The 23,750-nt window shown below is 64.5% G+C and carries 20 protein-coding genes; 6 read left to right on the forward strand and 14 right to left on the reverse strand.

The window, feature by feature from the left end; all coding sequences use genetic code 11:
* Window positions 1–4 precede the first annotated feature (4 nt).
* The 8 genes from AC3WOS_RS19915 to AC3WOS_RS19950 form a co-directional block, all read right to left on the reverse strand.
* Window positions 5–1,468, reverse strand: a complete 1,464-nt coding sequence (locus tag AC3WOS_RS19915; RefSeq protein WP_492717876.1) for a DUF3138 family protein — start codon at window positions 1,466–1,468, stop codon at window positions 5–7.
* A 42-nt stretch (window positions 1,469–1,510) separates the two neighbouring features.
* A complete protein-coding gene (locus AC3WOS_RS19920; RefSeq protein ID WP_492717878.1) occupies window positions 1,511–2,362 on the reverse strand; it encodes an ABC transporter permease subunit in 852 nt (283 codons plus the stop codon).
* Window positions 2,359–3,279: an ABC transporter permease subunit gene (locus AC3WOS_RS19925; protein ID WP_492717880.1), complete on the reverse strand. Its 921-nt coding sequence runs from the start codon at window positions 3,277–3,279 to the stop codon at window positions 2,359–2,361. The genes AC3WOS_RS19920 and AC3WOS_RS19925 overlap by 4 nt, the downstream gene beginning before the upstream one ends.
* 9 nt (window positions 3,280–3,288) lie before the next feature.
* Entirely contained in the window at window positions 3,289–4,437 is a 1,149-nt protein-coding gene (locus AC3WOS_RS19930; protein WP_492717882.1) for an ABC transporter ATP-binding protein, read from the reverse strand.
* Window positions 4,438–4,528: 91 nt separating this feature from the next.
* Entirely contained in the window at window positions 4,529–5,659 is a 1,131-nt protein-coding gene (locus tag AC3WOS_RS19935; RefSeq protein WP_492717940.1) for a polyamine ABC transporter substrate-binding protein, read from the reverse strand.
* Between the two features lie 114 nt (window positions 5,660–5,773).
* On the reverse strand, window positions 5,774–7,228 hold the full coding sequence (locus tag AC3WOS_RS19940) for an aspartate aminotransferase family protein (protein WP_492717884.1): 1,455 nt from the start codon (window positions 7,226–7,228) through the stop codon (window positions 5,774–5,776).
* 94 nt (window positions 7,229–7,322) lie between these two features.
* The gene (locus AC3WOS_RS19945; protein ID WP_492717886.1) at window positions 7,323–8,693 is read right to left on the reverse strand and encodes a glutamine synthetase family protein; all 1,371 of its coding nucleotides are present in this window, start codon (window positions 8,691–8,693) and stop codon (window positions 7,323–7,325) included.
* Window positions 8,694–8,807: 114 nt separating this feature from the next.
* A complete protein-coding gene (locus tag AC3WOS_RS19950; protein ID WP_492717888.1) occupies window positions 8,808–9,572 on the reverse strand; it encodes a gamma-glutamyl-gamma-aminobutyrate hydrolase family protein in 765 nt (254 codons plus the stop codon).
* Window positions 9,573–9,817: 245 nt separating this feature from the next.
* Here AC3WOS_RS19950 and pdxR point away from each other — a divergent pair, with 245 nt between their 5' ends.
* The 3 genes from pdxR to gabD all read left to right on the forward strand — a co-directional run bounded on the left by pdxR (window position 9,818) and on the right by gabD (window position 14,213).
* Window positions 9,818–11,323 (forward strand): MocR-like pyridoxine biosynthesis transcription factor PdxR, encoded by a 1,506-nt coding sequence (gene pdxR, locus AC3WOS_RS19955; RefSeq protein ID WP_492717890.1) that lies wholly within the window; start codon window positions 9,818–9,820, stop codon window positions 11,321–11,323.
* 148 nt (window positions 11,324–11,471) lie between these two features.
* The gene (locus AC3WOS_RS19960) at window positions 11,472–12,749 is read left to right on the forward strand and encodes a 4-aminobutyrate--2-oxoglutarate transaminase (protein ID WP_492717891.1); all 1,278 of its coding nucleotides are present in this window, start codon (window positions 11,472–11,474) and stop codon (window positions 12,747–12,749) included.
* Between the two features lie 9 nt (window positions 12,750–12,758).
* Complete coding sequence (gene gabD, locus AC3WOS_RS19965; protein ID WP_492717892.1) at window positions 12,759–14,213, forward strand: NADP-dependent succinate-semialdehyde dehydrogenase; 1,455 nt, start codon at window positions 12,759–12,761, stop codon at window positions 14,211–14,213.
* Between the two features lie 61 nt (window positions 14,214–14,274).
* Here gabD and AC3WOS_RS19970 read toward each other — a convergent pair whose 3' ends face one another.
* From AC3WOS_RS19970 to AC3WOS_RS19985, 4 genes are all read right to left on the reverse strand, one after another.
* Complete coding sequence (locus AC3WOS_RS19970; protein ID WP_492717893.1) at window positions 14,275–15,120, reverse strand: ABC transporter permease; 846 nt, start codon at window positions 15,118–15,120, stop codon at window positions 14,275–14,277.
* Complete coding sequence (locus tag AC3WOS_RS19975) at window positions 15,117–16,043, reverse strand: ABC transporter permease subunit (protein ID WP_492717895.1); 927 nt, start codon at window positions 16,041–16,043, stop codon at window positions 15,117–15,119. Before AC3WOS_RS19975 ends, AC3WOS_RS19970 begins: the two co-directional genes overlap by 4 nt.
* Before the next feature lie 14 nt (window positions 16,044–16,057).
* On the reverse strand, window positions 16,058–17,206 hold the full coding sequence (locus AC3WOS_RS19980; RefSeq protein ID WP_492717896.1) for an ABC transporter ATP-binding protein: 1,149 nt from the start codon (window positions 17,204–17,206) through the stop codon (window positions 16,058–16,060).
* A 124-nt stretch (window positions 17,207–17,330) separates the two neighbouring features.
* On the reverse strand, window positions 17,331–18,701 hold the full coding sequence (locus tag AC3WOS_RS19985; RefSeq protein ID WP_492717897.1) for a glutamine synthetase family protein: 1,371 nt from the start codon (window positions 18,699–18,701) through the stop codon (window positions 17,331–17,333).
* Window positions 18,702–18,807: 106 nt separating this feature from the next.
* Here AC3WOS_RS19985 and AC3WOS_RS19990 point away from each other — a divergent pair, with 106 nt between their 5' ends.
* Window positions 18,808–19,080 carry a CopG family ribbon-helix-helix protein gene (locus AC3WOS_RS19990; protein WP_492717899.1) on the forward strand — a complete coding sequence of 91 codons (273 nt, stop codon included), beginning with the start codon at window positions 18,808–18,810 and terminating at the stop codon, window positions 19,078–19,080.
* An 80-nt stretch (window positions 19,081–19,160) separates the two neighbouring features.
* Here the strand turns inward: AC3WOS_RS19990 and AC3WOS_RS19995 are convergent, their stop codons facing one another.
* Window positions 19,161–19,403 carry a hypothetical protein gene (locus tag AC3WOS_RS19995; protein ID WP_492717901.1) on the reverse strand — a complete coding sequence of 81 codons (243 nt, stop codon included), beginning with the start codon at window positions 19,401–19,403 and terminating at the stop codon, window positions 19,161–19,163.
* A 174-nt stretch (window positions 19,404–19,577) separates the two neighbouring features.
* Between AC3WOS_RS19995 and AC3WOS_RS20000 the strand changes: the two genes are divergently transcribed.
* Complete coding sequence (locus AC3WOS_RS20000) at window positions 19,578–20,405, forward strand: AraC family transcriptional regulator (protein WP_492717942.1); 828 nt, start codon at window positions 19,578–19,580, stop codon at window positions 20,403–20,405.
* 77 nt (window positions 20,406–20,482) lie between these two features.
* Entirely contained in the window at window positions 20,483–20,908 is a 426-nt protein-coding gene (locus tag AC3WOS_RS20005; RefSeq protein WP_492717902.1) for a cupin domain-containing protein, read from the forward strand.
* A 98-nt stretch (window positions 20,909–21,006) separates the two neighbouring features.
* Here the strand turns inward: AC3WOS_RS20005 and AC3WOS_RS20010 are convergent, their stop codons facing one another.
* Window positions 21,007–23,733, reverse strand: a complete 2,727-nt coding sequence (locus AC3WOS_RS20010) for a molybdopterin-dependent oxidoreductase (RefSeq protein WP_492717904.1) — start codon at window positions 23,731–23,733, stop codon at window positions 21,007–21,009.
* Window positions 23,734–23,750: the final 17 nt, after the last annotated feature.

Consider the following 23,750-nt stretch of genomic DNA (forward strand, 5'->3'; position numbering starts at 1 on the left):
TGTCTTAGAAGCTGATCAGTGTCGACACGCCGAACACATGGTTGTCGCGGCGATACTGGTCATCCGCGGTCTTGAACACGTTGCCGGTCGAACGGTCGTAGCGGTATTCGCCCTTCAGGTTCACGCCCGGCATCAGGGCATAGTTTAACCCCAGCGACAGCGCCGAGCGATTGGTGCCCTGGGTGGGGTCGGCCACCACCCAGCTGGCGCCATCGAAGCTCATGCTGGAACCGAAGCCGTTGCGGCCATCGGGGCAGTTGGCGTCGGCCCCGGTGGCGTCCAGGCAGGTGCCGCCGTAGGTCGAACCGAACACGCCGCCGCCATTGCTCTTGTTGCTGATGTAGTCGAAGCGGGCGATCGCTTCCAGGCGCGGCGTGATCTTGTACGACGCCAGCGTGGACAGGCCCCACCAGTGCATGCTGTCGCCCGTGTAGCCGTTGTACGGCGTGGCCTTCTGGCGGCCGTAGCCGATCTGGCCCTGCACGTTCCAGTCGCCGCGGGTGAAGTAACCGTCCGCTTCCACCAGGTCCAGGCGGCCGAACTGGGTGTGGTCGTCGAAGCCGGCGTGGATGCCGGAGAAGCCGAAGCCGTTGAATTCCCCTTTGGCGTAATCGACGCGGTAGAACAGGCCGGGCGAGTTGCGGCGCGCGACGTCGATCTTGGCGCTGTTGAGGTTACCGACGATGAACTTGGCGTCCCACTTGCCGTCCACCACTTCCAGGCCGGCGCCCGTGTAGAAATTGGCGGCCGAGAAGTCGAACAGCAGGTTGTGGGTGATCAGCTTGTTCTGGTTGGACGGGATGAATTCATAGCCGGTCCAGTCGGGAATCTGGCCGCCGATGAAGCGCGTGTTCAAGTCGCCCAGCGGCACCATGAACGACGCTTCGTGCACCAGGCTGCCGAAGTTGTAGCCGGCGCCGGCGCTCTTGCTGGGCATCATGGTCATCTTGAGCTTGGTGCCGCCTTCCAGTTCCTTCTCGAACGTCAGCATGCCGCTGCCGAAGAAGGTGTTGTCGTAGCCGAAGCTCTCGCCGGAGCCGTTGATCGAGCTGTTATTGTTGAAGAACATGAAGCTCGACGTCTTGGCGTTGCGGTTGTACAGATAGGTCGGGTCGACATAGCCGGAAATCTTGACGGCCTTGAAGCCGTTCGCTTCCTGCGCGTCTTCCATGGCCTCGGTCTTGATGCGGATGCGGTTGAATTCGGCCACATCGACCGTGTTCGCCGCGGCCTTGTCGGCGCTGGCGGCGGCGGCCACGGCCTGGGTGTTGGCTTGCGCCGCCTGGGCGCTCGCTTCCCTGGCCTGGGTATTGGCCTGGACGGTCTGCGTGCTCACCTTCTCGATCATGGCTTCCAGCTGTTTTACGTGGGCCTTGAGCGCCTCCAGCTCCGCCTTCAGGTCCTTGGTGCTCTCGGCCATGGCGATGGCCGGATATGCGATGGCGATGGCGACTACGATTTTTTTCATCAAGTGCATGGCTACTCCCTTTATTATCGGTTGTTGTAGGCGTTACTCGGTATCTGCCTTGAAGGCAGCGGAAATCTGTTTCTGGCGCAGGCGCTCGGCCCTTGCCATCATCAAGCTGGAACATATGACGGCCACGGACACCGCCAGGATGGTCAATGCGGCGACGGCGTTGACACGGGGATCAAGCCCGAGCCGGGCGCGCGAGAAGATCACGATCGGCATGGTCGAGGAGCCGGGGCCGGACAGGAAGGCCGACAGCACCACGTCGTCCAGCGACAGCGTGAACGTGAGCAGCCAGGCCGAGGCCAGCGCCTGCGTGATGTTGGGCAGCGTGACGAGGAAGAACACCTGGTGCGGCTTGCAGCCCAGGTCCATCGCCGCCTCTTCCAGCGACTTGCTCATCTCCTGCAGCCGCGACTGCACCACCACGGCCGCGTAGGCCATGCCCAGCAGCGTGTGGCCAAGCCAGATGGTCATCATGCCCCGCTCCGGGAAGCCGAACAGCTTCTGCACCGACACCAGCATCAGCAGCAGCGACAGGCCGATGATCACTTCCGGCATCACCAGCGGCGCGCTGACCATGCCCGAGAACAGCGTGCGGCCGTGGAAGCGCGGGTAGCGGTTCATCACGAAGGCGGCGAAGGTGCCCAGGATGACGGAGGCGAACGCCGTCATCACGGCGATCCTGAGCGAGAGGCCGAAACCGGAGATGATCTCCGTGTCGTTCATCAGCTCAAAGTACCACTTGGTCGAGAAACCGCTCCACACCATGTCCTGGCGCGAGCTGTTAAACGAGAACACCACCAGCACCAGGATGGGCAGGTAGAGGAACAGGTAGCCCAGCGACAGCCAGCCGCGCCCGAACCACCGTTGGATCAGATTTTGTCCGTTCATGCGCGCCCCGCCATGTTCTGTTCTGCCTTGTATTTGTTGAAGATCGCCATCGGCACCAGGATCAGCAGGATCACCACCACCGTCACCGACGAGGCCATGGGCCAGTCGTTATTGGTGAAGAATTCGTCCCACAGCACGTGGCCTATCATCAGCGTTTCCGGTCCGCCCAGCAGTTCAGGAATCACGTACTCGCCCACGGCCGGAATGAACACCAGCATGGAGCCGGCGATGATGCCCGACTTCGACAGCGGCACCGTGATGCGCCAGAAGGTCTGCATCGGCGTGGCGCCCAGGTCGGCCGCCGCCTCCAGGAAGCGCACGTCCATCTTCACCAGGTTGGCGTACAGCGGCAAGATCATGAACGGCAGGTAGGCGTACACCATGCCGATGATGAGCGAGAACTGGGTGTTCATCATGTGCAGCGGTTCGGCGATGGCGCCCACGCTGATCAGGAAGTGGTTGAGGATGCCGTTGTTGGCCAGGATGCCCTTCCACGCATAGATACGCAGCAGGAAGGAAGTCCAGAACGGCAGCATCACCATCATCATCAGCACCGGCCGCACGGTGGGCTTGGCGCGCGCCATGAAGTAGGCGAACGGGTAGCCGATCAGCAGGCACAGGGCCGTCGTGATGGCGGCGAACTTGATCGAGCTCAGATAGGTCAGCACGTACAGGTCGTCCTGCGCGATGAACAGGTAGTTCGAGACCTTGATCTTGAACGTGACGACGCCTTCGACCAGCGTCATCAGGGTGCCGAAGGGGTTGGCGGCGTCCGGCTCCGTGAAGCTGATGCGCATCACGATCAGGAACGGCACCAGGAAGGCGCACGCCAGCCAGAAGAACGGCACGGCGATCACCAGCCGGCGGCCCGTGATCCAGCGCAGCGTCAGGGCATGGGTCAGCATGGATTTGCTCATGGCTACTCCTTAGCTGGTCAGCGCGACGATGTCGGCGCCGTCCCACCACGCATAGACGCGCTGGTCGCGCTGCAGGCGGCTGCTGTCGTGACGGGCCGCGTTGGTGCGCGACACTTTCAGCAGCAGGCCGCTGTCGAGCTTCACGTGGTAGTGGGTATCGTTGCCGAAGTAGGCCATGGCCGTGATGGTGCCCTGCACGCAGTTGTGGCCCTGCTCGTCGGCGTGGGCCCGCTGGTCGGCCGTCGGCGCCTCGGTCTGCAGGCAGATCTTCTCCGGCCGCACGGCCACCGACACTTCCATGCCCTTGGTGCCCGTGATGCCGTGGTTGATGTAGTGCCGGCCTTCGGGCGAATCGACGATCACGTGGTCCGGCTCATCGACCACCACGTTGCCGTTGAACAGATTGACGCTGCCGATGAAGTCGGCCACGAAGCGGCAGTTGGGCGTTTCGTAGATCTCGCCCGGCGCGCCCACCTGCAGGATGCGCCCTTCGCTCATGACGGCGATGCGGGTGGCCATGCTCATGGCCTCGTCCTGGTCGTGGGTCACCATCACGCAGGTCACGCCGACCTGCTCGATGATGTTGACCAGTTCCATCTGGGTGCGCTCGCGCAGTTTCTTGTCGAGCGCGCCCAGCGGTTCGTCGAGCAGCAGCAATTGCGGACGCTTGGCCAGGCTGCGCGCCAGCGCCACGCGCTGCTGCTGGCCGCCCGACAGCTGGTGCGGCTTGCGCCGGCCGTAGGCCTTGAGCTGGACCAGGGCCAGCATCTGTTCCACGCGGGTCGCCACTTCCTCCGGCGCCAGGCCGTCGCGGCGCAGGCCGAAGGCGATGTTGTCCCACACCGACAGGTGGGGGAACAGCGCATACGACTGGAACATCATGTTGATGGGACGCTGGTACGGCGGCACGTTGGCAATGTCTTTCCCGGCCAGTGTGATCTGGCCTTCGGTCGGCGTTTCGAAGCCGGCCAGCATGCGCAGCAAGGTGGACTTGCCGCAGCCGGAGCTGCCCAGCAGGGCGAAGATCTCGCCCTTGTTGATGGTGACGGAAATATCGTCCACTGCCCGCACGCCGTCGAACGACTTGACGAGGTTACGGATGAACAGGAACGGCTGGCCGGCGTCGACCGCCGGCTTGGCGGATGGTGCTGGATTCATGGTGGCACACAGTACAAAAAATAGGTGAAACGGACATGCGGCGGCCACACCCGGCGTTTACCGGGCGTGCAAACACGTCACTGCGGAGCGCTTACAGTCCGGTTTTGAATTTGGTGTAGACGCGGGTCATGATGCGTCGGATATCCGAGCTGTATGGCTCGGGGACGGTCATGCGCTTCTTGTCGTCGTCGGACAGGTAGACCGTCTTGTTGTCGGCGATGTCCTTCTTGACGTACTTGATGGCGGCGGCGTTCGGGTTGGCGTAGAACACTTTGTTGGTCAGGCTGGCGTGGACTTCAGGACGCATGATGTAGTTCATCCACAGCAGCGCATTGCCAGGGTGCGGCGCGTCGGTGGGGATGGCCATGGTGTCGAACAGCAGGGTGGCCGTGGTCTTCGGGATCAGCGCTTCGATATGGTTGCCGTTCTTGGCGTCGATGGCGCGCTGGCGCGCGATGTTGATGTCGCCCGACCAGCCCAGCGCCAGGCACAGCGAGCCGTTGGCCATGTCGTTGATGTAGCCGGAGGAGCTGAACAGGGTGACGTAGGGGCGAATCGAGTTGAGCAAACGGCCCGCGTCCTGGTAGTCGGAGCTGTTCTTGGAGAAGGCCGGCTTGCCCAGGTACTGCAGGGCAGGCGGCAGGATTTCGGAAGGCGAATCGAGGACGGAGATGCCGCAGGACTTGAGCTTGGAGGCGTATTTCGGATCGAAGATCAGGTCCCATGCGTTGTCCGGCATCGGCATGCTGCCCAGCGTGGCCTTGACCTTGTCGACGTTGATGCCCAGCGTCGTATAGCCCCACAGCCAGATCACCAGGTGCTTGTTGCCTGGGTCCAGGCTCTTGCCGATCAGCGCCTGCAGCTGCGGGTCCATATTGGCCAGGTTGGGCAGCTTGCTCTTGTCCAGTTCCTTGAGCAGGCCGCCGTCGATCTGCAGGCGGGCCCAGTTGGACGACGGCACCACGATGTCGTAACCGGTCTTGCCGGCCGTGAGCTTGGCGTGCAGCACTTCGTTACTGTCGAACAGGTCGTAGCGGACCTTGATGCCGGTTTCCTTCTCGAAGTTCTTGATGGTGTCGTCGGCGATGTAGTCCGACCAGTTGTAGATATTGAGGACCTTTTCTTCTTGTGCCCAGGCCGGCGTGGCCAGGGCTGCCGCCACGGCGGTGGCGGCGCAAATACAGGACAGGCCGCGTGCGACGCGGTGTTTAAGCTGATTCATCTGCTTGGCGGGTTCTGGCATCATCATTCTTGTTTCCCCTATCTTTTACAGTTGGAAAATGCGTCTCTTGTGTGACTGCTCTTATGCGATTGCACCTGCTTTAATCAGGAAGTTTTATACCCAGCCTTTTTGCTTGACGTCGTCGTAGGTCAGATCCAGGCAGTGGCGGATCAGGGCTACCATCTCGTCGATCTGCGCGCGCGTCATCACCAGCGGTGGCGCGATGATCATGCGGTCGCCCACGGCGCGCATGATCATGCCGTTGTTGAACATGTAGCCGCGGCACACCATGCCCACGCTGAGCGCCTCGTCGAAGGCCACGTTCTCGTGCACGGTGGCGCCTTTGCTGCGCACCAGGTTCAGGCCGGCCACGAAGCCGCAGCTGCTGGTGTAGCCCACCAGCGGATGCTCGCCCAGGGTGGCGAAGCGCTGCTTGAGGTAGGGGCCGGTGTCCTCGTCCACGCGCTGCACCAGCTGTTCCGATTCGAGGATGCGGATGTTCTCCAGCGCTGCGGCGCAGGCCACCGGGTGGCCCGAGTAAGTGAAGCCGTGGTTGAAATCGCCGCCCTTCTCGATCAGCACATTGGCCACGCGGTCGCCCACCAGCACGCCGCCCAGCGGCACGTAGCCGGAGGTGACGCCCTTGGCGAAGGTGATCAGGTCGGGACGGATGCCGAACAGCTCGGAGGCGAACCACTTGCCCAGCCGGCCGAAGCCGCAGATCACTTCGTCGGCGATCAGCAGGATGCCGTACTTGTCGCAGATGCGCTGGATCTCGGGCCAGTAGGTGGCGGGCGGAATGATCACGCCGCCGGCGCCCTGCACCGGTTCGCCGATGAAGGCGGCCACCTTGTCGGCGCCCACTTCCAGGATCTTGTCTTCCAGCCAGGAGGCGGCCTTGATGCCGAATTCATCCTCCGTCATGCCCTGCCCCGCTTCCAGGTAGTTGGGCTGGCCGATGTGGACGATGCCGGGAATCGGCAGGCCGCCCTGGGCGTGCATGCCGTCCATGCCACCCAGCGAGGCGCCGGCCACGGTGCTGCCGTGGTAGGCGTTGTGGCGGCTGATGATGGTGTGGCGCTCCTGGTAGCCCATCAGGTCCCAGTAGCGGCGCACCATGCGCAGGTTGGTGTCGTTGCCTTCCGAGCCGGAGCCGGTGAAGAACACGTGCTGGAAGCCCGGCGGCGCCAGTTCGGCCAGCTTGGTGGCCAGCTGCACGGCCGGCACGTTGGTGGTGTTGAAGAAGCTGTTATAGAACGGCAGCGTCTCCATCTGGCGGTAGACCGCTTCCGAGATGGTGGTGCGGCCGTAGCCGACGTTGACGCACCACAGGCCGGACATGCCGTCCAATACCTTCTTGCCCTGCGAGTCCCACAGGTAGATGCCGTCGCCGCGCACCATCACGCGGGCGCCGTGTTCGTTGAGCTGCTTGAAGTCGGTGAACGGGTGCAGGTAGTGGGCCGAGTCCATTTTCTGGATCGCCGCCGTGTCGAACAGCTCGTTGCGGGTGGCGGCCGATTTCACCGATGCCACCAGTGCGGCGCTGGGCGCCAGGGGATTTGAAGACATGATAGTCCCTATCTCAAGTGCGTTGAATGAGAGTGTTTGTCGAACGGCCGTGTTCTGCACGGCCGCGTCCTGCTTATGGTTGGTTCGGGTGCGGTTACACGTGCAGCAGCAGGTGTTCACGTTCCCACGGACTGATGACGGTCATGAATTCCTGGTGCTCCAGGTCCTTGATCGCCGCGTACACGTCGATGAAGCGGTCGCCCAGCACGGTGCGCAGCTTGTCCTCGGCGCGCAGCGCCTGCAGCGCTTCGGGCAGGCCTTGCGGCAGCTCGAACTTCAGGTCGTAGGCGCTGCCCTCGGTGATCGGGGTCGGTTCCAGCGCGTCGACCATGCCCAGGTAGCCGCAGGCCAGCGTGACGGCCAGCGCCAGGTAAGGGTTGGCGTCGGCGCCGATGATGCGGTTTTCCACGCGGCGGTCCTGCACACCCGATTCAGGGATGCGGAAGCCCACGGTGCGGTTGTCCATGCCCCACTGGATGTTGATCGGCGCGGCCGTGTGGCGCACGATGCGGCGGTAGGAATTCACGTACGGCGCCACGATCGCCATGGCCGACGGCATGTAGCGCTGCAGGCCGCCGATGTAGTGCTTGAAGATGGGCGCGGCCGAACCGTCTGGCGCACTGAAGATGTTCTGGCCGGTCTTGATGTCGACCACGCTCTGGTGCACGTGCATGGCCGAACCGGGTTCGCCCGCCATCGGCTTGGCCATGAAGGTGGCGTACATGTCATGCTTGAGGGCCGCTTCGCGCAGCGTGCGCTTGAAGAAGAACACCTTGTCGGCCAGGCCCAGCGGATCGCCGTGCAGGAAGTTGATCTCCATCTGGCCGGCGCCGATTTCGTGAATCAGCGTGTCCACGTCCAGGTTCATCAGGTCGCAGTAGTCGTAGATGTCCTCGAACAGGGGATCGAACTCGTTCACGGCGTCGATGCTGTAGACCTGGCGCGTGGTCTCGGCGCGGCCGCTGCGGCCGATAGGCGGTTTCAGCGGCAGATCGGGATCGCTGTTCTTGGCCGTCAGGTAGAACTCCAGTTCCGGCGCCACCACCGGCTGCCAGCCCTTGTCGGCATACAGCTTGAGAACGCGGCGCAGCACGGAGCGGGGCGCGAAGTCGACCAGGCGGCCATCGGAGAAATAGCAGTCATGGATCACCTGCGCCGTGGGGTCGGTGGCCCAGGGCACCATGGTGATGGTGGTGGGGTCGGCCTTCAGTATCATGTCGCGGTCGGTGCTGGAGATGGCGCGGTCGTAGGCCGTATCCTCGGTCGGGTAGTTGCCCGTCACGGTCATGCCCAGCACGGCCTCGGGAATGCGCATGCCGCGTTCCTGGGTGAATTTGGTGCGCGGCAGGATCTTGCCACGGGCCACGCCGGTCAGGTCGGGGACCAGGCATTCGATTTCCGTGACCCGTTTCTCGTTAAGCCACAGGTCCATGTCGGTGTAGGTGAAGTTCTCGCGTATTGCCATTTGGATCTCTCGTCAGTCTTTATGTTGCGCGGCGCCGTACTGCCTGCCGCGCGCTTATGGTCTTGCGTGGACAGGGTCACTAAGGAACCCGCCGCGCCCACAGTTCGTAGGTGGTCATGCGCCTCTCCCTGCCTTGCTTTGATAGATCCGGCATGCCTGGCCAAAGGCCAGGAACATTTTTTGTGAATCGGGGTTCTGCTCCAGGCGCCACTCCGGGTGCCACTGCAGCGCCAATGTGAAGCCGGGTGCCTTGGCCACGCTGTAGGCTTCCACCAGGCCGTCCTCGGCACGCGCTTCCACCTGCAGGCCGGGCGCCAGCGTGGCGATGCCCTGGCCGTGCAGCGAATTGACGCTGATTTCGGTAGCGCCTTCCAGGATGCGCGACAGCCGGCCGTTGGCTTCCAGCTGCACGCGGTGCGATGGTGCGTATTGTTCTTCCAGCGTCAGGTGCTTGGGCTCGCGGTGATCGCGCATGCCCTCCACTTCATGCACGGCCTGGTGCAGCGTGCCGCCCAGCGCCACGTTCACTTCCTGGAAGCCGCGGCAGATGGCCAGCAGCGGCAGGCCGCGCGCCAGTGCCGCGCGGATCAGCGGCAGCGTGGTGGCGTCACGCGAGGGGTCGAGCGGCAGGCTGGGGTCGCGCAGTTCCTGGCCATACAGGCTGGCGTGCACGTTGGAGGGGGAACCGGTCAGCATGATGCCGTCGGCCAGGGCCAGCACGGCTTCCAGGTCGGTGGCCTCGCCCAGCGCGGGCAGGATCAGCGGCTGGCAGCCGGCACCGGCGGCCACGGCATCGACGTATTTACGTTGCGCCGTGTGGTTGGGATGGACGCCGATCTGGTTGATACAGGCGGGTACGATCACGATAGGGCGATGCATATTGTCTTGTCTCGTTGGTTGTCTTCACATTGGCAGCGTTTCCGCTTCCAAATGCCCGAAAAACTGGGACCACTCTGCCGCAACATCTTGTTTATATAGTACGCGCTGCGTCATGTCTTGCGATGGCAAGCCCAAAATTTCGCGGCTTTGCTTTCGTTTGCATGAATTTTTATTGATGATATGCGGAAGTTGGTATCATTGTGAGTGCCACTTGTTTAATTCAGTTGGAACCACTTTCATAATCTATGTCACCCGCATCCGATCTGCTGGCCCAGACGCTGGCCCAGCCTGAGTTCCATCCGCGCCTGCCACAGCAGCGCCGCCTGTACGAGGCGGCCAAGGCCGCGATCCACCAGCAGCTGTTGGGCGCTGGCAACAAGCTGCCGTCCAGCCGCGACCTGGCGCGCGACCTGGGCATCGCCCGTAACACGGTGATCGCGGCGTTCGAACAGCTGGCGGTGGAAGGCTACGTCACCAGCGCGCTGGGCAGCGGCACCTATGTGGCCGACCTGCAGGCGCACAGCGCCAGCATGCGCGGCGGGGTCCATGCGCCGCAGGGCGGGGCCGGCGCCGAGGCTGCGGAAGTGGCTCCCCTGTCGCGCCGGGGCCAGCAGCTGACGGCCTTCGCGGCCGGGCCGCGCTATGAGATCCAGCCTTTCGCGCCGGGCGACGCCGACTTTTCCTCGTTCCCGTTCAAGCTGTGGCAGCGCCTGCAGAACCGCGTGTGGCGCGAGGCGCGCGCCGACCTGCTGGACTACGGCCAGTCCGGCGGCTACCTGCCGCTGCGCCAGGCCATCACGGAATACCTGCGCATTTCGCGCTCGGTCAAGGTGTCGGTGGAACAGGTGATGGTCACCTCGGGCACCCAGCAGTCGCTCGACCTGTGCGCCCAGCTGCTGGCCGACGCCGGCGACACGGCCTGGGTGGAAGACCCGTGCTACTGGGGCGCTCGCCGCGTGTTCCAGGCCAATGACCTGGAACTGCACCCGATCACGGTGGACGGCGACGGCATGGCGCTGGAACCGGCCGACCTGGCCACCACGCCGCGCCTGATCTACGTCACCCCGTCGCACCAGTATCCGACGGGCGCCGTCATGAGCCTGGCCCGCCGGCGCGAGCTGCTGGACGTGGCGCTGACCAAGAACGCCTGGATCCTGGAGGACGACTACGACAGCGAATTCCGCTACACAGGCCGGCCGCTGGCGGCCCTGCAGGGCCTGGACACGGGCGACCGCGTGGTCTACATGGGCACCTTCTCCAAGGTGCTCTACCCCGGCATCAAGATCGGTTATGTTGTGGCGCCGCCACAGCTGGTGGACGCCTTCAAGAGCGCGCTGTACGACCTGCAGCGCCCCGGCCAGCTGATGGTGCAGGCGGCGCTGGCCGACTTCATCGCGCTGGGCCACTTCACCACCCACATCCGCAAGATCCGCCAGATCTACGGCGCGCGGCGCGAGATGCTGCGCCGCACGCTGGTGCACCAGATGGGCGCGCACGACCACGGCGTCACTATCTCCAGCGAGGAATCGGGCCTGCACCTGGTGGTGGAACTGCCGGACCACGTGGACGACGTGGCGATGGAAAAGCTGGCCGCCGAATCGGGCATCCAGGTCAAGGCCCTGTCGACCTACTACCTGGCGCCGCCCGTGCGGCGCGGCCTGCTGGTGGGCTACGCCTACTGCACTCCCGAAAAGATCACCTATTACGGCAAGCTGCTGGCGGCCGTGATCCAGTCTGGGGTGCGGCGCTGACGGCATTGGCGGCATTGGTGACATCAACGCGGCGTGGCCGCAAAAAGTGGTCCCATCGTTTTAACAATTGTGGCACTAGGCCAGGTTCCGATCCCGGGGTTAGTATCGGTATTGCACCTTGACCAACTCTGCCTACGGAAACCAGACCATGAGCAATGCCGAACTCCAGCAACGTAAAGAAGCAGCCACGCCGCGCGGCGTGGGCGTAATGTGCCAGTTTTACGCCGAACGCGCCCTCAATTCCGAGATCTGGGACGTGGAAGGCCGCCGCTATATCGACTTCGCGGCCGGCATCGCCGTGCTCAACACGGGCCACTGCCATCCCAAGATCATGGCCGCCATCGAACAGCAAATGGGGAAATTCACCCACACCTGCTACCAGGTGGTGCCCTACGCCAGCTATGTGGAACTGGCTGAACGCATCAACGCCATCACTCCCGGCAGCCACGCCAAGAAGACCGCCTTCTTCTCGAGCGGCGCCGAGGCGGTGGAAAACGCCATCAAGATCGCCCGTGCCGCCACCGGCCGCAGCGCCGTCATCGCCTTTGCCGGCGGCTTCCACGGCCGTACCATGATGGGCATGGCCCTGACGGGCAAGGTGGCGCCCTACAAGATCGGCTTCGGTCCGTTCCCGGCCGAGATCTACCACGCCCCCTACCCCGTGCCGCTGCACGGCGTGAGCGTGGCCGATTCGATCAACGCCCTCAACACCCTGTTCAAGGCCGACGTTGATCCGGCCCGGGTGGCCGCCATCATCATCGAACCGGTGCAGGGCGAAGGCGGCTTCTACGCCGCGCCGCCCGAGTTCCTGCGCGCGCTGCGCGCCCTGTGCGACCAGCATGGCATCCTGCTGATCGCCGACGAGATCCAGACCGGCTTCGCCCGCACCGGCAAGATGTTCGCCATGGAGCACAGCGGCGTGGTGCCGGACCTGATGACCATCGCCAAGAGCCTGGCCGGCGGCATGCCGCTGTCGGCCGTGGTGGGCCGCGCCACCGTCATGGACGCGCCGGCGCCAGGCGGTTTGGGCGGCACCTATGCCGGCAACCCGCTGGCCATCGCCGCCGCGCACGCCGTGCTGGGCATCATCGAGGAAGAACAGCTGTGCCAGCGGGCCGCCGCCCTGGGCGAGAAACTGCAGGCCCGCCTGCGCAGCCTGCGCACGGCCGTGCCGCAGATCGCCGATGTGCGCGGCCTGGGCGCGATGGTCGCGGTAGAATTCAATCAGCCGGGCACCAGTACGCCCGACATGGACTTCACCAAGCGCGTACAGACGCTGGCATTGCAGCGGGGCCTGATCCTGCTGACCTGCGGCGTGTACGGCAACGTGGTGCGCTTCCTGTTCCCGCTGACCATAGGCGACGCGCTGCTCGACGAGGGTCTCGACATCCTGGAGTCGGCCATGCGCGCCGCCGCCCAACACTGAAAGGCTGCCATGCTTACTTTGAAAGATCCGGCGCTGCTGCGCCAGCAATGCTTCATCAACGGCGAGTGGTGCGATGCGGATAACGGCGCCACGGTCAACGTCGTCAACCCGGCCACCGGACAGGTGGTCGGCACCATCCCCCACATGGGCGCGGCCGAGACGGCACGCGCCATCGAGGCGGCCAACAATGCGTGGCCGGCCTGGCGCAAGAAGTCGGCCAAGGAACGGGCCGCCGTGCTGCGCAAGTGGCACGACCTGATGCTGGAAAACGCGGACGACCTGGCGCTGATCATGACCAGCGAGCAGGGCAAGCCGCTGGCCGAGGCCAAGGGCGAGATCGGCTACGCGGCCTCGTTCATCGAATGGTTTGCCGAGGAAGGCAAGCGTGTCAGCGGCGACACCATGCAGTCGCCGTGGCCGGACCGCCGCATCGTCGTCACCAAGGAGCCGATCGGCGTGTGCGCGGCCATCACGCCGTGGAACTTCCCGTCGGCCATGATCACCCGCAAAGTGGGCCCGGCGCTGGCGGCCGGCTGCCCCATCATCGTCAAGCCGGCCGAGCTGACGCCGTTTTCGGCGCTGGCGCTGGCCGTGCTGGCCGAGCGGGCCGGCATGCCGGCCGGCGTGTTCAGCGTGCTGACGGGCGACTCGCGTGCCATCGGCGGCGAAATGACGAGCAACCCCGTGGTGCGCAAACTGAGCTTCACCGGCTCGACTGCCGTGGGCCGCTTGCTGATGCAGCAGTGCGCGCCCACCATCAAGAAGCTGTCGCTGGAACTGGGCGGTAACGCGCCCTTCATCGTATTTGACGACGCCGACCTCGATGCGGCCGTGGAAGGCGCCATCGCCTCCAAGTACCGCAACGCGGGCCAGACCTGCGTGTGCGCCAACCGCCTGTACGTGCAGGACGGCGTGTACGAAGCGTTTGCCGCCAGGCTGGTGGCGGCCGTGGCCAAGCTCAAGGTGGGCAACGGCGTGGAGCCGGGCGTGACGCAGGGGCCCATGATCGAGGACAAGGCCGTGCTCAAGGTCGAGGAGCACGTGGCCGACGCGCTGTCCAAGGGTGGCCGCCTGCTGGCCGGCGGCAAGCGCCACGCGCTCGGCCACAGCTTCTTCCAGCCCACCGTGATCGCGGACGTGACGTCCGACATGATGGTGGCGAAGGAGGAAACCTTCGGCCCGCTGGCGCCGCTGTTCCGCTTCAAGACGGACGAGGAAGTGCTGGCCATGGCCAACGACACCGAGTTCGGCCTGGCGGCCTACTTCTACTCGCGCGACATCGGCCGCATCTGGCGCGTGGCGGAAGGGCTGGAGAGCGGCATGGTGGGGGTGAACACGGGACTGATCTCGAACGAGATCGCGCCGTTCGGCGGGGTCAAGCAGTCCGGCCTGGGGCGCGAAGGCTCCAAGTACGGCATCGAGGACTACCTGGTCATCAAGTACATCTGCATGGGCGGCATCTAAGCTGCCGGCGCGGGGAAGGACGCACTGTCCCTCCCCGTACCGATGCCGTGGCCAGGGCCGCTTACTCTGCCTTGGCCGCGGCAGCCACCTGCTTCTGGCGCTGCCGTTCGGTACGCGCCATCCACAGACTGGACGCGATCACGGCCACCGACACGGCCAGGATGGTCAACGCCGCCACCGCATTGACGCGCGGATCAAGCCCCAGCCGGGCACGCGAGAAAATCACAATAGGCATGGTCGAGGAGCCGGGGCCGGACAGGAAGGCCGACAGCACCACGTCGTCCAGCGACAAGGTGAACGTGAGCAGCCAGGCCGAGGCCAGCGCCTGCGTGATGTTGGGCAGCGTGACGAGGAAGAACACCTGGTGCGGCTTGCAGCCCAGGTCCATGGCCGCCTCTTCCAGCGACTTGCTCATCTCCTGCAGCCGCGACTGCACCACTACCGCCGCGTAGGCCATGCCCAGCAGCGTGTGGCCGAGCCAGATGGTCATCATGCCCCGCTCCGGGAAGCCGAACAGCTTCTGCACCGACACCAGCATCAGCAGCAGCGACAGGCCGATGATCACTTCCGGCATCACCAGCGGCGCGCTGACCATGCCCGAGAACAGCGTGCGGCCGTGGAAGCGCGGGTAGCGGTTCATCACGAAGGCGGCGAAGGTGCCCAGGATGACGGAGGCGAACGCCGTCATCACGGCGATCCTGAGCGACAGGCCGAAGCCGGAGATGATCTCCGTGTCGTTCATCAGCTCAAAGTACCACTTGGTCGAGAAACCGCTCCACACCATGTCCTGGCGCGAGCTGTTAAACGAGAACACCACCAGCACCAGGATGGGCAGGTAGAGGAACAGGTAGCCCAGCGACAGCCAGCCGCGCCCGAACCACCGTTGGATCAGATTTTGTCCGTTCATACGCGCCCCGCCATGTTCTGTTCTGCCTTGTATTTGTTGAAGATTGCCATCGGCACCAGGATCAGCAGGATCACCACCACCGTCACCGACGAGGCCATCGGCCAGTCGTTATTGGTGAAGAATTCGTCCCACAGCACGTGGCCTATCATCAGCGTTTCCGGTCCGCCCAGCAGCTCAGGAATCACGTACTCGCCCACGGCCGGAATGAACACCAGCATGGAGCCGGCGATGATGCCCGACTTCGACAGCGGCACCGTGATGCGCCAGAAGGTCTGCATCGGCGTGGCGCCCAGGTCGGCCGCCGCTTCCAGGAAGCGCACGTCCATCTTCACCAGGTTGGCGTACAGCGGCAAGATCATGAACGGCAGGTAGGCGTACACCATGCCGATGATGAGCGAGAACTGGGTGTTCATCATGTGCAGCGGTTCGGCGATGGCGCCCACGCTCAGCAAGAAGTGGTTGAGGATGCCGTTGTTGGCCAGGATGCCCTTCCAGGCATAGATACGCAGCAGGAAGGACGTCCAGAACGGCAGCATCACCATCATCATCAGCACCGGCCGCACGGTGGGCTTGGCGCGCGCCATGAAGTAGGCGAACGGGTAGCCGATCAGCAGGCACAGGGCCGTCGTGATGGCGGCGAACTTGATCGAGCTCAGATAGGTCAGCACGTACAGGTCGTCCTGCGCGATGAACAGGTAGTTCGAGACCTTGATCTTGAACGTGATGACGCCTTCGACCAGCGTCATCAGGGTGCCGAAGGGGTTGGCGGCGTCCGGCTCCGTGAAGCTGATGCGCATCACGATCAGGAACGGCACCAGGAAGGCGCACACCAGCCAGAAGAACGGCACGGCGATCACCAGCCGGCGGCCCGTGATCCAGCGCAGGGTGAAGAAATGCAGCAGTTTGTTGAGCAAGGTTTTCATGGCCACGCTCCGCGTCAGCTGGTCAGCACGACGACGTCGGCGCCGTCCCACCAGGCGTAGACGCGCTGGTCGCGGCGCAGCGCCGTATCGTCATGGCGGGCGGCGTTGGTGCGCGACACCTTGAGCTCCATGCCGCTGTCGAGCTTCACGTGGTAGCGCGTCTCGTTGCCGAAGTAAGCCATGGCCGTGATGATGCCCTGCACGCAGTTGTAACCGTGTTCGTTGGCGTGGGCCCGCTGCCCGGCCGTCGGCGCCTCGGCCTGCAGGCAGATTTTTTCCGGCCGCACGGCCACCGAGACGGCCATGCCGTCCGTACCCGTGATGCCGTGGGTGACGTAGTGGCGGCACTCTGGCGAGTCGATGACGACGTGGTCGGGCTGGTCGTCCGCCACGCGGCCATCGAACAGGTTGACGCTGCCGATGAAGTCGGCCACGAAGCGGCAGTTGGGCGTCTCGTAGATTTCGCCCGGCTTGCCCACCTGGAGGATGCGGCCTTCGCTCATGACGGCGATGCGGGTGGCCATGCTCATGGCCTCGTCCTGGTCGTGGGTCACCATCACGCAGGTCACGCCGACCTGCTCGATGATGTTGACCAGCTCCATCTGGGTGCGCTCGCGCAGCTTCTTGTCGAGCGCGCCGAGCGGTTCGTCCAGCAGCAGCAACTGGGGACGCTTGGCCAGGCTGCGCGCCAGCGCCACGCGCTGCTGCTGGCCGCCCGACAGCTGGTGCGGCTTGCGCTTGCCGTAGGCCTTGAGCTGCACCAGTTCCAGCATCTTGTCGACGCGCTGCGCCACTTCGTCCTTGGGCAGGCCGTCGCGGCGCAGGCCGAAGGCGATGTTGTCCCACACGGTCAGGTGCGGGAACAGCGCGTAGGACTGGAACATCATGTTGATGGGGCGCTCGTACGGCGGCACGTTGATGATGTCCTTGCCGGCCAGCGTGATCTGGCCCGCGGTCGGCGTCTCGAAACCGGCCAGCATGCGCAACAGGGTGGACTTGCCGCAGCCGGAGCTGCCCAGCAGGGCGAAGATCTCGCCCTTGTCGATGGCGACCGACACATCGTTGACGGCCCTCACGCCATCGAATTCCTTGACCAGGTTACGTATCAGCAGAAAAGGCTGGCCGGATTCGCTTGCGGCAGTGGCAGGTCGGTCTAGTGTCATAGTGTCGAAATATAAAAATTATAAGAAAGACAGCTGATGGCAGGCCGAAAGCGGGCCGCCGGTTCGGAGAACCCGTGATTATAGATGGAGCGCCGGGGATGGGGAATTGGCGACTCTCAGCCTCTCATACATGCAACAACAGGTGCTCGCGCTCCCACGGGCTGATGACGGTCATGAATTCGCGGTGCTCCAGTTCCTTGATGGCGGCATAGACGTCGATGAAGCGCTCGCCCAGCACGTCGCGCAGGCGCTCTTCGCGGCGCAGCAGCTGCAGGGCTTCCGGCAGGCCCTGGGGCAGCTCCTGCGGGTGGTGGTAGGCGCTGTCGACCGTCATCGGCGTGGGCTCGATCTGCTCGACCATGCCCAGGTAGCCGCAGGCCAGCGTGACGGCCATGGCCAGGTAGGGATTGGCGTCGGCGCCGATGATGCGGTTTTCCACCCGCCGTTCCTGCACCCCGGAGATGGGCACGCGAAAGCCCACGGTGCGGTTGTCCATGCCCCACTGGACGTTGATGGGCGCGGCCGTGTGGCGCACGATGCGGCGGTAGGAATTCACATACGGCGCCATGATGGCCATGCAGGCCGGCGTGTAGCGCTGCAGGCCGCCGATGTAATGATGGAACAGGGCCGACGGCGCGCCGTCGGCGTCGCTGAAGATGTTGCGGCAGGTGGCCGCATCGGCCACGCTCTGGTGCACGTGCATGGCCGAACCGGGCTCGCCCCCCATGGGCTTGGCCATGAAGGTGGCGTACATCTTGTGCTTGAGGGCCGCCTCGCGCAGCGTGCGCTTGAAGTAGAACACCTTGTCGGCCAGCGCCAGCGCGTCGCCGTGCTGGAAGTTCAGGCCCATCTGGCCGGCGCCCGTTTCGTGGATCAGGGTGTCCACGTCCAGGTTCATCATGTCGCAGTAGTCGTAGATGTCCTCGAACAGGGGATCGAACTCGTTGACGGCGTCGATGCTGTAGACCTGGCGCGACGTTTCGGCGCGGCCGCTGCGGCCGATGGGCGCCTTGAGCGGCAGGTCGGGGTCGATATTCTGCTCGGTCAGGTAGAACTCCAGTTCCGGCGCCACCACCGGCTTCCAGCCCTTGTCGGCATACAGTTTGAGCACGCGCCGCAGCACGGAGCGGGGCGCGAAATCGACCAGCGTGCCATCGGAAAAATAGCAGTCGTGGATCACCTGCGCCGTGGGGTCGGTGGCCCAGGGCACGGTGGTGATGGTGGTGGGGTCGGCCCGCAGGATCATGTCGCGGTCGGTGCTGGAAATGGCGCGGTCGTAGGCCGCGTCCTCGGTCGGGTAGTTGCCCGTTACGGTCATGCCCAGCACGGCCTCCGGGATGCGCATGCCGCGCTCCTGCGTGAATTTGGCACGCGGCAGGATCTTGCCGCGCGCCACGCCCGTCAGGTCGGGCACCAGGCATTCAATCTCCGTGACTCGTTTATCGTTGAGCCACTGATCCATATCGGCATCGGTAAAATTATCGCGGATAGGCATGTTCGCTCTCGACAGCATGATCTGACGATCGATGAGCTAATTTACCATATTTCAAAAAGCTCCATTTCAGGATTGTGCTACATTTGTCGTACTTACGGAGGTACCCATGTCCACCACGACGACGATCCGTTTGCCGGCGGAATTGAAGGCACGGATTGCCAGTGCAGCCGAGCGCGCCGGCAAGACCACCCATAGCCTGATATTGGAGGCCATCACGGAAAAAGCCGAGCAGGAAGAGCTGCGGGCCGCCATGGACGCCGAGGCCGACGCCCGGTTCGCCAACATCGCCGCCTCCGGCCGGACCATACCGTGGGCCGATATGCGGCGCTATCTTGAGGAGCGCATCGCGAACACTAGCCAATTCACCGAAATGCGCTGACCCGCCTGCCGATGCTGCTCAATAGCCGCATCGGGGAATTGCTGCCGCATCGCCGGATATCGGCCGCGTATCTTTTGCCATCACGGGAAGGTCAAGTCCAAACCAAGCATCCTGGCAAAGATGAAGGTGACGAGCCCCAGGCCCAGGAGCGACAGCAAGAAGACTGCGGCCGCCTTGCCGCCCGCGCGTCGCACCGCACGCATCTCCATCGCCCTGTCCTTCCCCTTCTCTCCTTGATCGTAATGCCACTTGATGGCGTAGAACATGCCCGTGCCGAGCACGAGCACCTTGAATGTAGCGAAGACTATAGGGATCCAATCCATCTTTTTTGAGTATTCCAGGTTATTACTTGACACTATCTTTCGTGAGGAGCACGACCTCAAAACGCCGCTTCAGTAGCCACACGGCAGCGACCACCATGCAAGGATGGAGTTGCCGCACGTACTGAGACATACTACTCGAAATCAATTCCCATACATTGAGACAAAATGTCCCAGATGAACCGACAAGCACCGCGCCCATGCCCCGACTGGGTGAAGCGCGCCGAGCCGAAAGCTGGCGTCGAACGCATCGAGGCCTGGTTTCACGGCAAGGCATATGCCATGCACCGCCATGACACCTATGCAATCGGCCGCACGCTCGCCGGCGTCCAGAGCTTCAGCTATCGGCGCAGCCAGCGCAACAGCCTGCCAGGTAACACGATGGTACTGCATCCCGACGAGGTCCACGATGGCCAGGCTGGCACCGACGAAGGGTTCCAGTACCGGATGATCTACGTTGAACCTTCGTTCTTTCAGGACGTGCTCGGCGGACGCGCGCTGCCATTCATCGAAGGCGGCGTGACGGCCGATCCGCGCCTTGCGGCGGCCACTGCGACGTTGCTGCAGCACGTAGGCTATACGCTCGAACCGCTGGAACAGAGCGATGCGCTCGCCGAACTGGCGCACGCGCTGGCCACCGTTGCCGGCATGCCCACGCGACGCTTGAAAGGCGACTTCCTCGCGGCGCGGCGTGCACGAGACTATCTGCGCGCGAACTGCGCACGCGTGGTCACGCTCGACGAACTCGAAGTGGCGACGGGCCGCGATCGCTGGAGCCTGTCGCACGACTTTCGCATGTTCTACGGCACCAGCCCGTACCGTTATCTGACGATGCGGCGCCTTGATGCGGCGCGCCGCCTGCTGCTAGCCGGAGTGTCGCTCGCGCACGCGGCCGTGGCCACCGGCTTTGCCGATCAGAGCCACATGACCCGACACTTCGCGAAGACGTTCGGCTTGACGCCGGGGCGCTGGCTCCAGGTCGCAGGCGGCATCCGGCGCGGCTGAAAACACCCACGATCGTTCAATACGGCTGCCAGGAGCATGCGTATCCTCGACGTATTACCCCTTTAACGGAGAGAACGATGGCACTATCCTCAAACCACACCGCTGTGCCGGCCGGGCGCGGCCAGTGCCAGGCTATCGACCTGACCGGAAAGATCGCGCAGATCGACGGTCATTGGCAACCTCGCGTCGTGGCTGAAATGAACGACTACCAGTTCAAGGTCGTCAAGGTCGAAGGTGAGTTCGAGTGGCACCGGCATGCCGATACCGACGAAACGTTTATTGTGCTGGAAGGCGAGTTACGTATCGAGTTACGTGCGGGACCGTCGGGCGACGGTTCGATCGTGCTGCGTCCCGGCCAGATGGCGGTGGTGCCTAAGGGCGTCGAGCACAAGCCCAGTGCAAACGCGGAAGTGAAGCTGCTGCTGATCGAGCCGCGGGGCGTGGTGAACACGGGCGAGAACGCGACAGGCGAGCGTACTGTCGAAAACGACCAGTGGATTTAACGCGCACCGGCATATGGCAGGTCATGCAATCACGCATACGGTAGCTCTTTCTGGCTAACGGAACGGGTGATTGCGAAACCTGACCCCGGTCTGATTTTTCAGGCCGCCCGTTCTTCCGCCGCTTCCACCCGCGTTTCCACCAGCAGCTTCTTGATTTCGGGGACGCAGGAGCCGCAGTTGCCGCCCGCTTTCAGGCAGGCCGTCACCTGCGCTACCGTCTGCAGATCCTGCTGCACGATGGCGCTGCAGATGGTGTTGCGGCCCACGCCGAAGCACGAGCACACGGTCGGTCCCGTGTCGGCGCCCTTCTCCACCGGCTGGCCCACCAGCAGGCCCACGCGGTCGATCTCGCTCAGCTGCTCCTTGGAGAACAGCCCGGCCAGCCATGCGCGCGAGGGCATGTCCTGGCGCGGCGACAGGAAGATGCACTGGTCGATGCGATCATCCACCAGGTGCACGGCGCGGTACACGCCGGCGCTGCGGTCTTCGTATTCCAGCCAGTCGGCCTGCTCGCCCTGTACGCCCAGCAGGTCGCGCGCCCAGCTGCCGAAATCGGCGATAGTCTGGCGTCCGGCCAGCTCGTAGCGGGCGAAGTCGCGGCCCTGGATGCGGGTCCAGTGGGCCACGCTGTCGAGGTTCAGTTCACTGCGGCTGAGGATGAAACCGTGCCAGTTCAGGCGGAACTGCTCCACCCGCACCGGCGTGTGCTTGAATTCCGGCTCGCCCGAGACGGGATCGACTTCCGGGTTCACCAGCGCGCCCACGCGCGCGTCGGACGCGGTCTGGCCATTCCAGTGGATGGGAATGAACACGCTGCCGCGCGCGATGCCGCCGCCGTGCTGCACCCGCGCCACCATCGAACCCCAGGCGGTGCTGATGCGGGCCAGCTCGCCGGCGCGCACGCCGTGCAGCAGCGCGTCCTGCGGGTGCATGTCGACAAACGATTCGGCCACATGGTCGGCCAGCTTGGGCGCCTTGCCGGTACGCGTCATGGTGTGCCAGTGGTCGCGTACGCGGCCCGTGTTGAGCGCCAGCGGGAAGTCCTCGCAGATCGCATTGACGGGTCCGCGCGGCGCGACGGCGATGAAGCGCGCCTTGCCGTCCGCATGGGCGAAACGGCCGTCGCCAAACAGGCGGGCCTGGCCCTGCAGTTCGCCCGACGCCAGCCGCACTACCGGCCACTGCACCGGCTCCAGCGTGTCGTAGCCCTGCTGCCCCAGTCCGGCCAGCGCGTCGATGTTGAAGGCGCGCGGCACGGCGCCTGGCGCGTTGCGATAGCCGCTCAGGCGCGCGTGTTCGTCGAAGATCTCATGCACGCTGCCGAAATCGAAACCGGTGTAGCCCATGCGCTGGGCGAAGCGGCACAGGATCTGCCAGTCGGGCAGCGCTTCGCCGGGCGCCGGCAGGAAAGCGCGCTGGCGCGAGATGCGGCGCTCGGAATTGGTGACCGTGCCGTCTTTTTCACCCCAGCCCAGGGCCGGCAGCAGCACGTGGGCGCAGGCGTTGGTGTCGGTGTTCTGCATGATGTCGGTGGCCACCACCAGCTGGCACTTCTCCAGCGCGCGGCGGGCCTGGTCGGCGTCCGGCAGGCTGACCAGCGGATTGGTGGCGATGATCCACACCGCCTTGACCTTGCCGTCCTCGATGGCGCGGAACAGGTCGACCGCCTTCAGGCCCGGCTTGTCGGCCATGCGCGGCGACTCCCAGAACGTTTGCACCAGTTCGCGGTGCTCGCCGCGGTCCAGGTCCATGTGGGCGGCCAGCATGTTGGCCAGCCCGCCCACTTCGCGCCCGCCCATGGCGTTGGGCTGGCCCGTGATCGAGAACGGCCCCATGCCGGGCTGGCCGATGCGTCCGGTCATCAGGTGGCAGTTGATGATGCTGTTGACTTTGTCGGTGCCGGCCGATGACTGGTTTACGCCCATCGAGAACGCCGTCACTACCTTGGCTGTGGCGGCGAACGATTCGTAGAACTCCATCAGCACGGGCAGTTCGATGCGGCAGATGCGGGCCACGGCGGCCGGATCGGCGCAGTCGATGTCGGCCGCCGCCACGGCTTCGGCCATGCCGTTGGTGTGCCGGGCCACGAAGCCGGCATCGGTGGCGCCGTTGCGGGCCAGGTAGCTGAGCAGGCCGTTGAACAGCCATACGTCCGTGCCCTGCTTGACGGACAGGTGCAGGTCGGCCAGCTCGCAGGTGGCGGTGCGGCGCGGATCGATCACCACCAGCTTCACGTGCGGGCGGGTTTCCTTGATGCGGGCGATGCGCTGGAACAGGATGGGATGGCACCAGGCCGTGTTGGAGCCCACCAGCACCACCATGTCGGCCAGTTCCAGGTCCTCATAGCTGACCGGCACCAGGTCTTCGCCAAAGGCGCGCTTGTGGCCGGCCACGGCCGACGACATGCACAGGCGCGAATTGGTGTCGATGTTGGCGCTGCCCACGTAACCCTTCATCAGCTTGTTGGCGATGTAGTAGTCTTCCGTCAGCAGCTGGCCGGAGACGTAGAACGCCACCGCGTCCGGCCCGTGTTCGGCGATGATGTCCTGCCACTGCCCGGCCACCCGGTCCAGCGCCGCATCCCACGACACGCGGTGCAATTCGCCGTCCTCGCGCACTTGCGGATGGAGCAGGCGCCCTTCCAGCCCCAGCGTCTCGCCCAGGGCCGAGCCCTTGACGCACAGCTTGCCGAAGTTGGCGGGATGGCTGGTGTCGCCGGCGATGTCTACGCCGCCGTCGCCCTTGGGCGTGGCCTTGACGCCGCAGCCCACGCCGCAATAGGCGCAGGTGGTGCGGACCGAGAGGGGATCGAGTGACAGATTCACGATAATGTCCAGTTCAG

Source organism: Rugamonas sp. FW305-51 (genome assembly GCF_058786935.1).

What these genes read in the sequence shown, in the direction of transcription:
- AC3WOS_RS19915 (WP_492717876.1), bottom strand. Translation starts at nt 1,468, where the DNA reads ATGAAAAAAATCGTAGTCGCCATCGCCATCGCATATCCGGCCATCGCC.
- AC3WOS_RS19940 (WP_492717884.1), bottom strand. Translation starts at nt 7,228, where the DNA reads ATGTCTTCAAATCCCCTGGCGCCCAGCGCCGCACTGGTGGCATCGGTG.
- AC3WOS_RS19980 (WP_492717896.1), bottom strand. Translation starts at nt 17,206, where the DNA reads ATGACACTAGACCGACCTGCCACTGCCGCAAGCGAATCCGGCCAGCCT.
- AC3WOS_RS19985 (WP_492717897.1), bottom strand. Translation starts at nt 18,701, where the DNA reads ATGCCTATCCGCGATAATTTTACCGATGCCGATATGGATCAGTGGCTC.
- AC3WOS_RS19945 (WP_492717886.1), bottom strand. Translation starts at nt 8,693, where the DNA reads ATGGCAATACGCGAGAACTTCACCTACACCGACATGGACCTGTGGCTT.
- AC3WOS_RS19970 (WP_492717893.1), bottom strand. Translation starts at nt 15,120, where the DNA reads ATGAACGGACAAAATCTGATCCAACGGTGGTTCGGGCGCGGCTGGCTG.
- AC3WOS_RS19950 (WP_492717888.1), bottom strand. Translation starts at nt 9,572, where the DNA reads ATGCATCGCCCTATCGTGATCGTACCCGCCTGTATCAACCAGATCGGC.
- AC3WOS_RS19990 (WP_492717899.1), top strand. Translation starts at nt 18,808, where the DNA reads ATGTCCACCACGACGACGATCCGTTTGCCGGCGGAATTGAAGGCACGG.
- AC3WOS_RS19920 (WP_492717878.1), bottom strand. Translation starts at nt 2,362, where the DNA reads ATGAACGGACAAAATCTGATCCAACGGTGGTTCGGGCGCGGCTGGCTG.
- AC3WOS_RS19995 (WP_492717901.1), bottom strand. Translation starts at nt 19,403, where the DNA reads ATGGATTGGATCCCTATAGTCTTCGCTACATTCAAGGTGCTCGTGCTC.
- AC3WOS_RS20005 (WP_492717902.1), top strand. Translation starts at nt 20,483, where the DNA reads ATGGCACTATCCTCAAACCACACCGCTGTGCCGGCCGGGCGCGGCCAG.
- pdxR (WP_492717890.1), top strand. Translation starts at nt 9,818, where the DNA reads ATGTCACCCGCATCCGATCTGCTGGCCCAGACGCTGGCCCAGCCTGAG.
- AC3WOS_RS19935 (WP_492717940.1), bottom strand. Translation starts at nt 5,659, where the DNA reads ATGAATCAGCTTAAACACCGCGTCGCACGCGGCCTGTCCTGTATTTGC.
- AC3WOS_RS20000 (WP_492717942.1), top strand. Translation starts at nt 19,578, where the DNA reads ATGAACCGACAAGCACCGCGCCCATGCCCCGACTGGGTGAAGCGCGCC.
- AC3WOS_RS19975 (WP_492717895.1), bottom strand. Translation starts at nt 16,043, where the DNA reads ATGAAAACCTTGCTCAACAAACTGCTGCATTTCTTCACCCTGCGCTGG.
- AC3WOS_RS19960 (WP_492717891.1), top strand. Translation starts at nt 11,472, where the DNA reads ATGAGCAATGCCGAACTCCAGCAACGTAAAGAAGCAGCCACGCCGCGC.
- AC3WOS_RS19925 (WP_492717880.1), bottom strand. Translation starts at nt 3,279, where the DNA reads ATGAGCAAATCCATGCTGACCCATGCCCTGACGCTGCGCTGGATCACG.
- AC3WOS_RS19930 (WP_492717882.1), bottom strand. Translation starts at nt 4,437, where the DNA reads ATGAATCCAGCACCATCCGCCAAGCCGGCGGTCGACGCCGGCCAGCCG.
- gabD (WP_492717892.1), top strand. Translation starts at nt 12,759, where the DNA reads ATGCTTACTTTGAAAGATCCGGCGCTGCTGCGCCAGCAATGCTTCATC.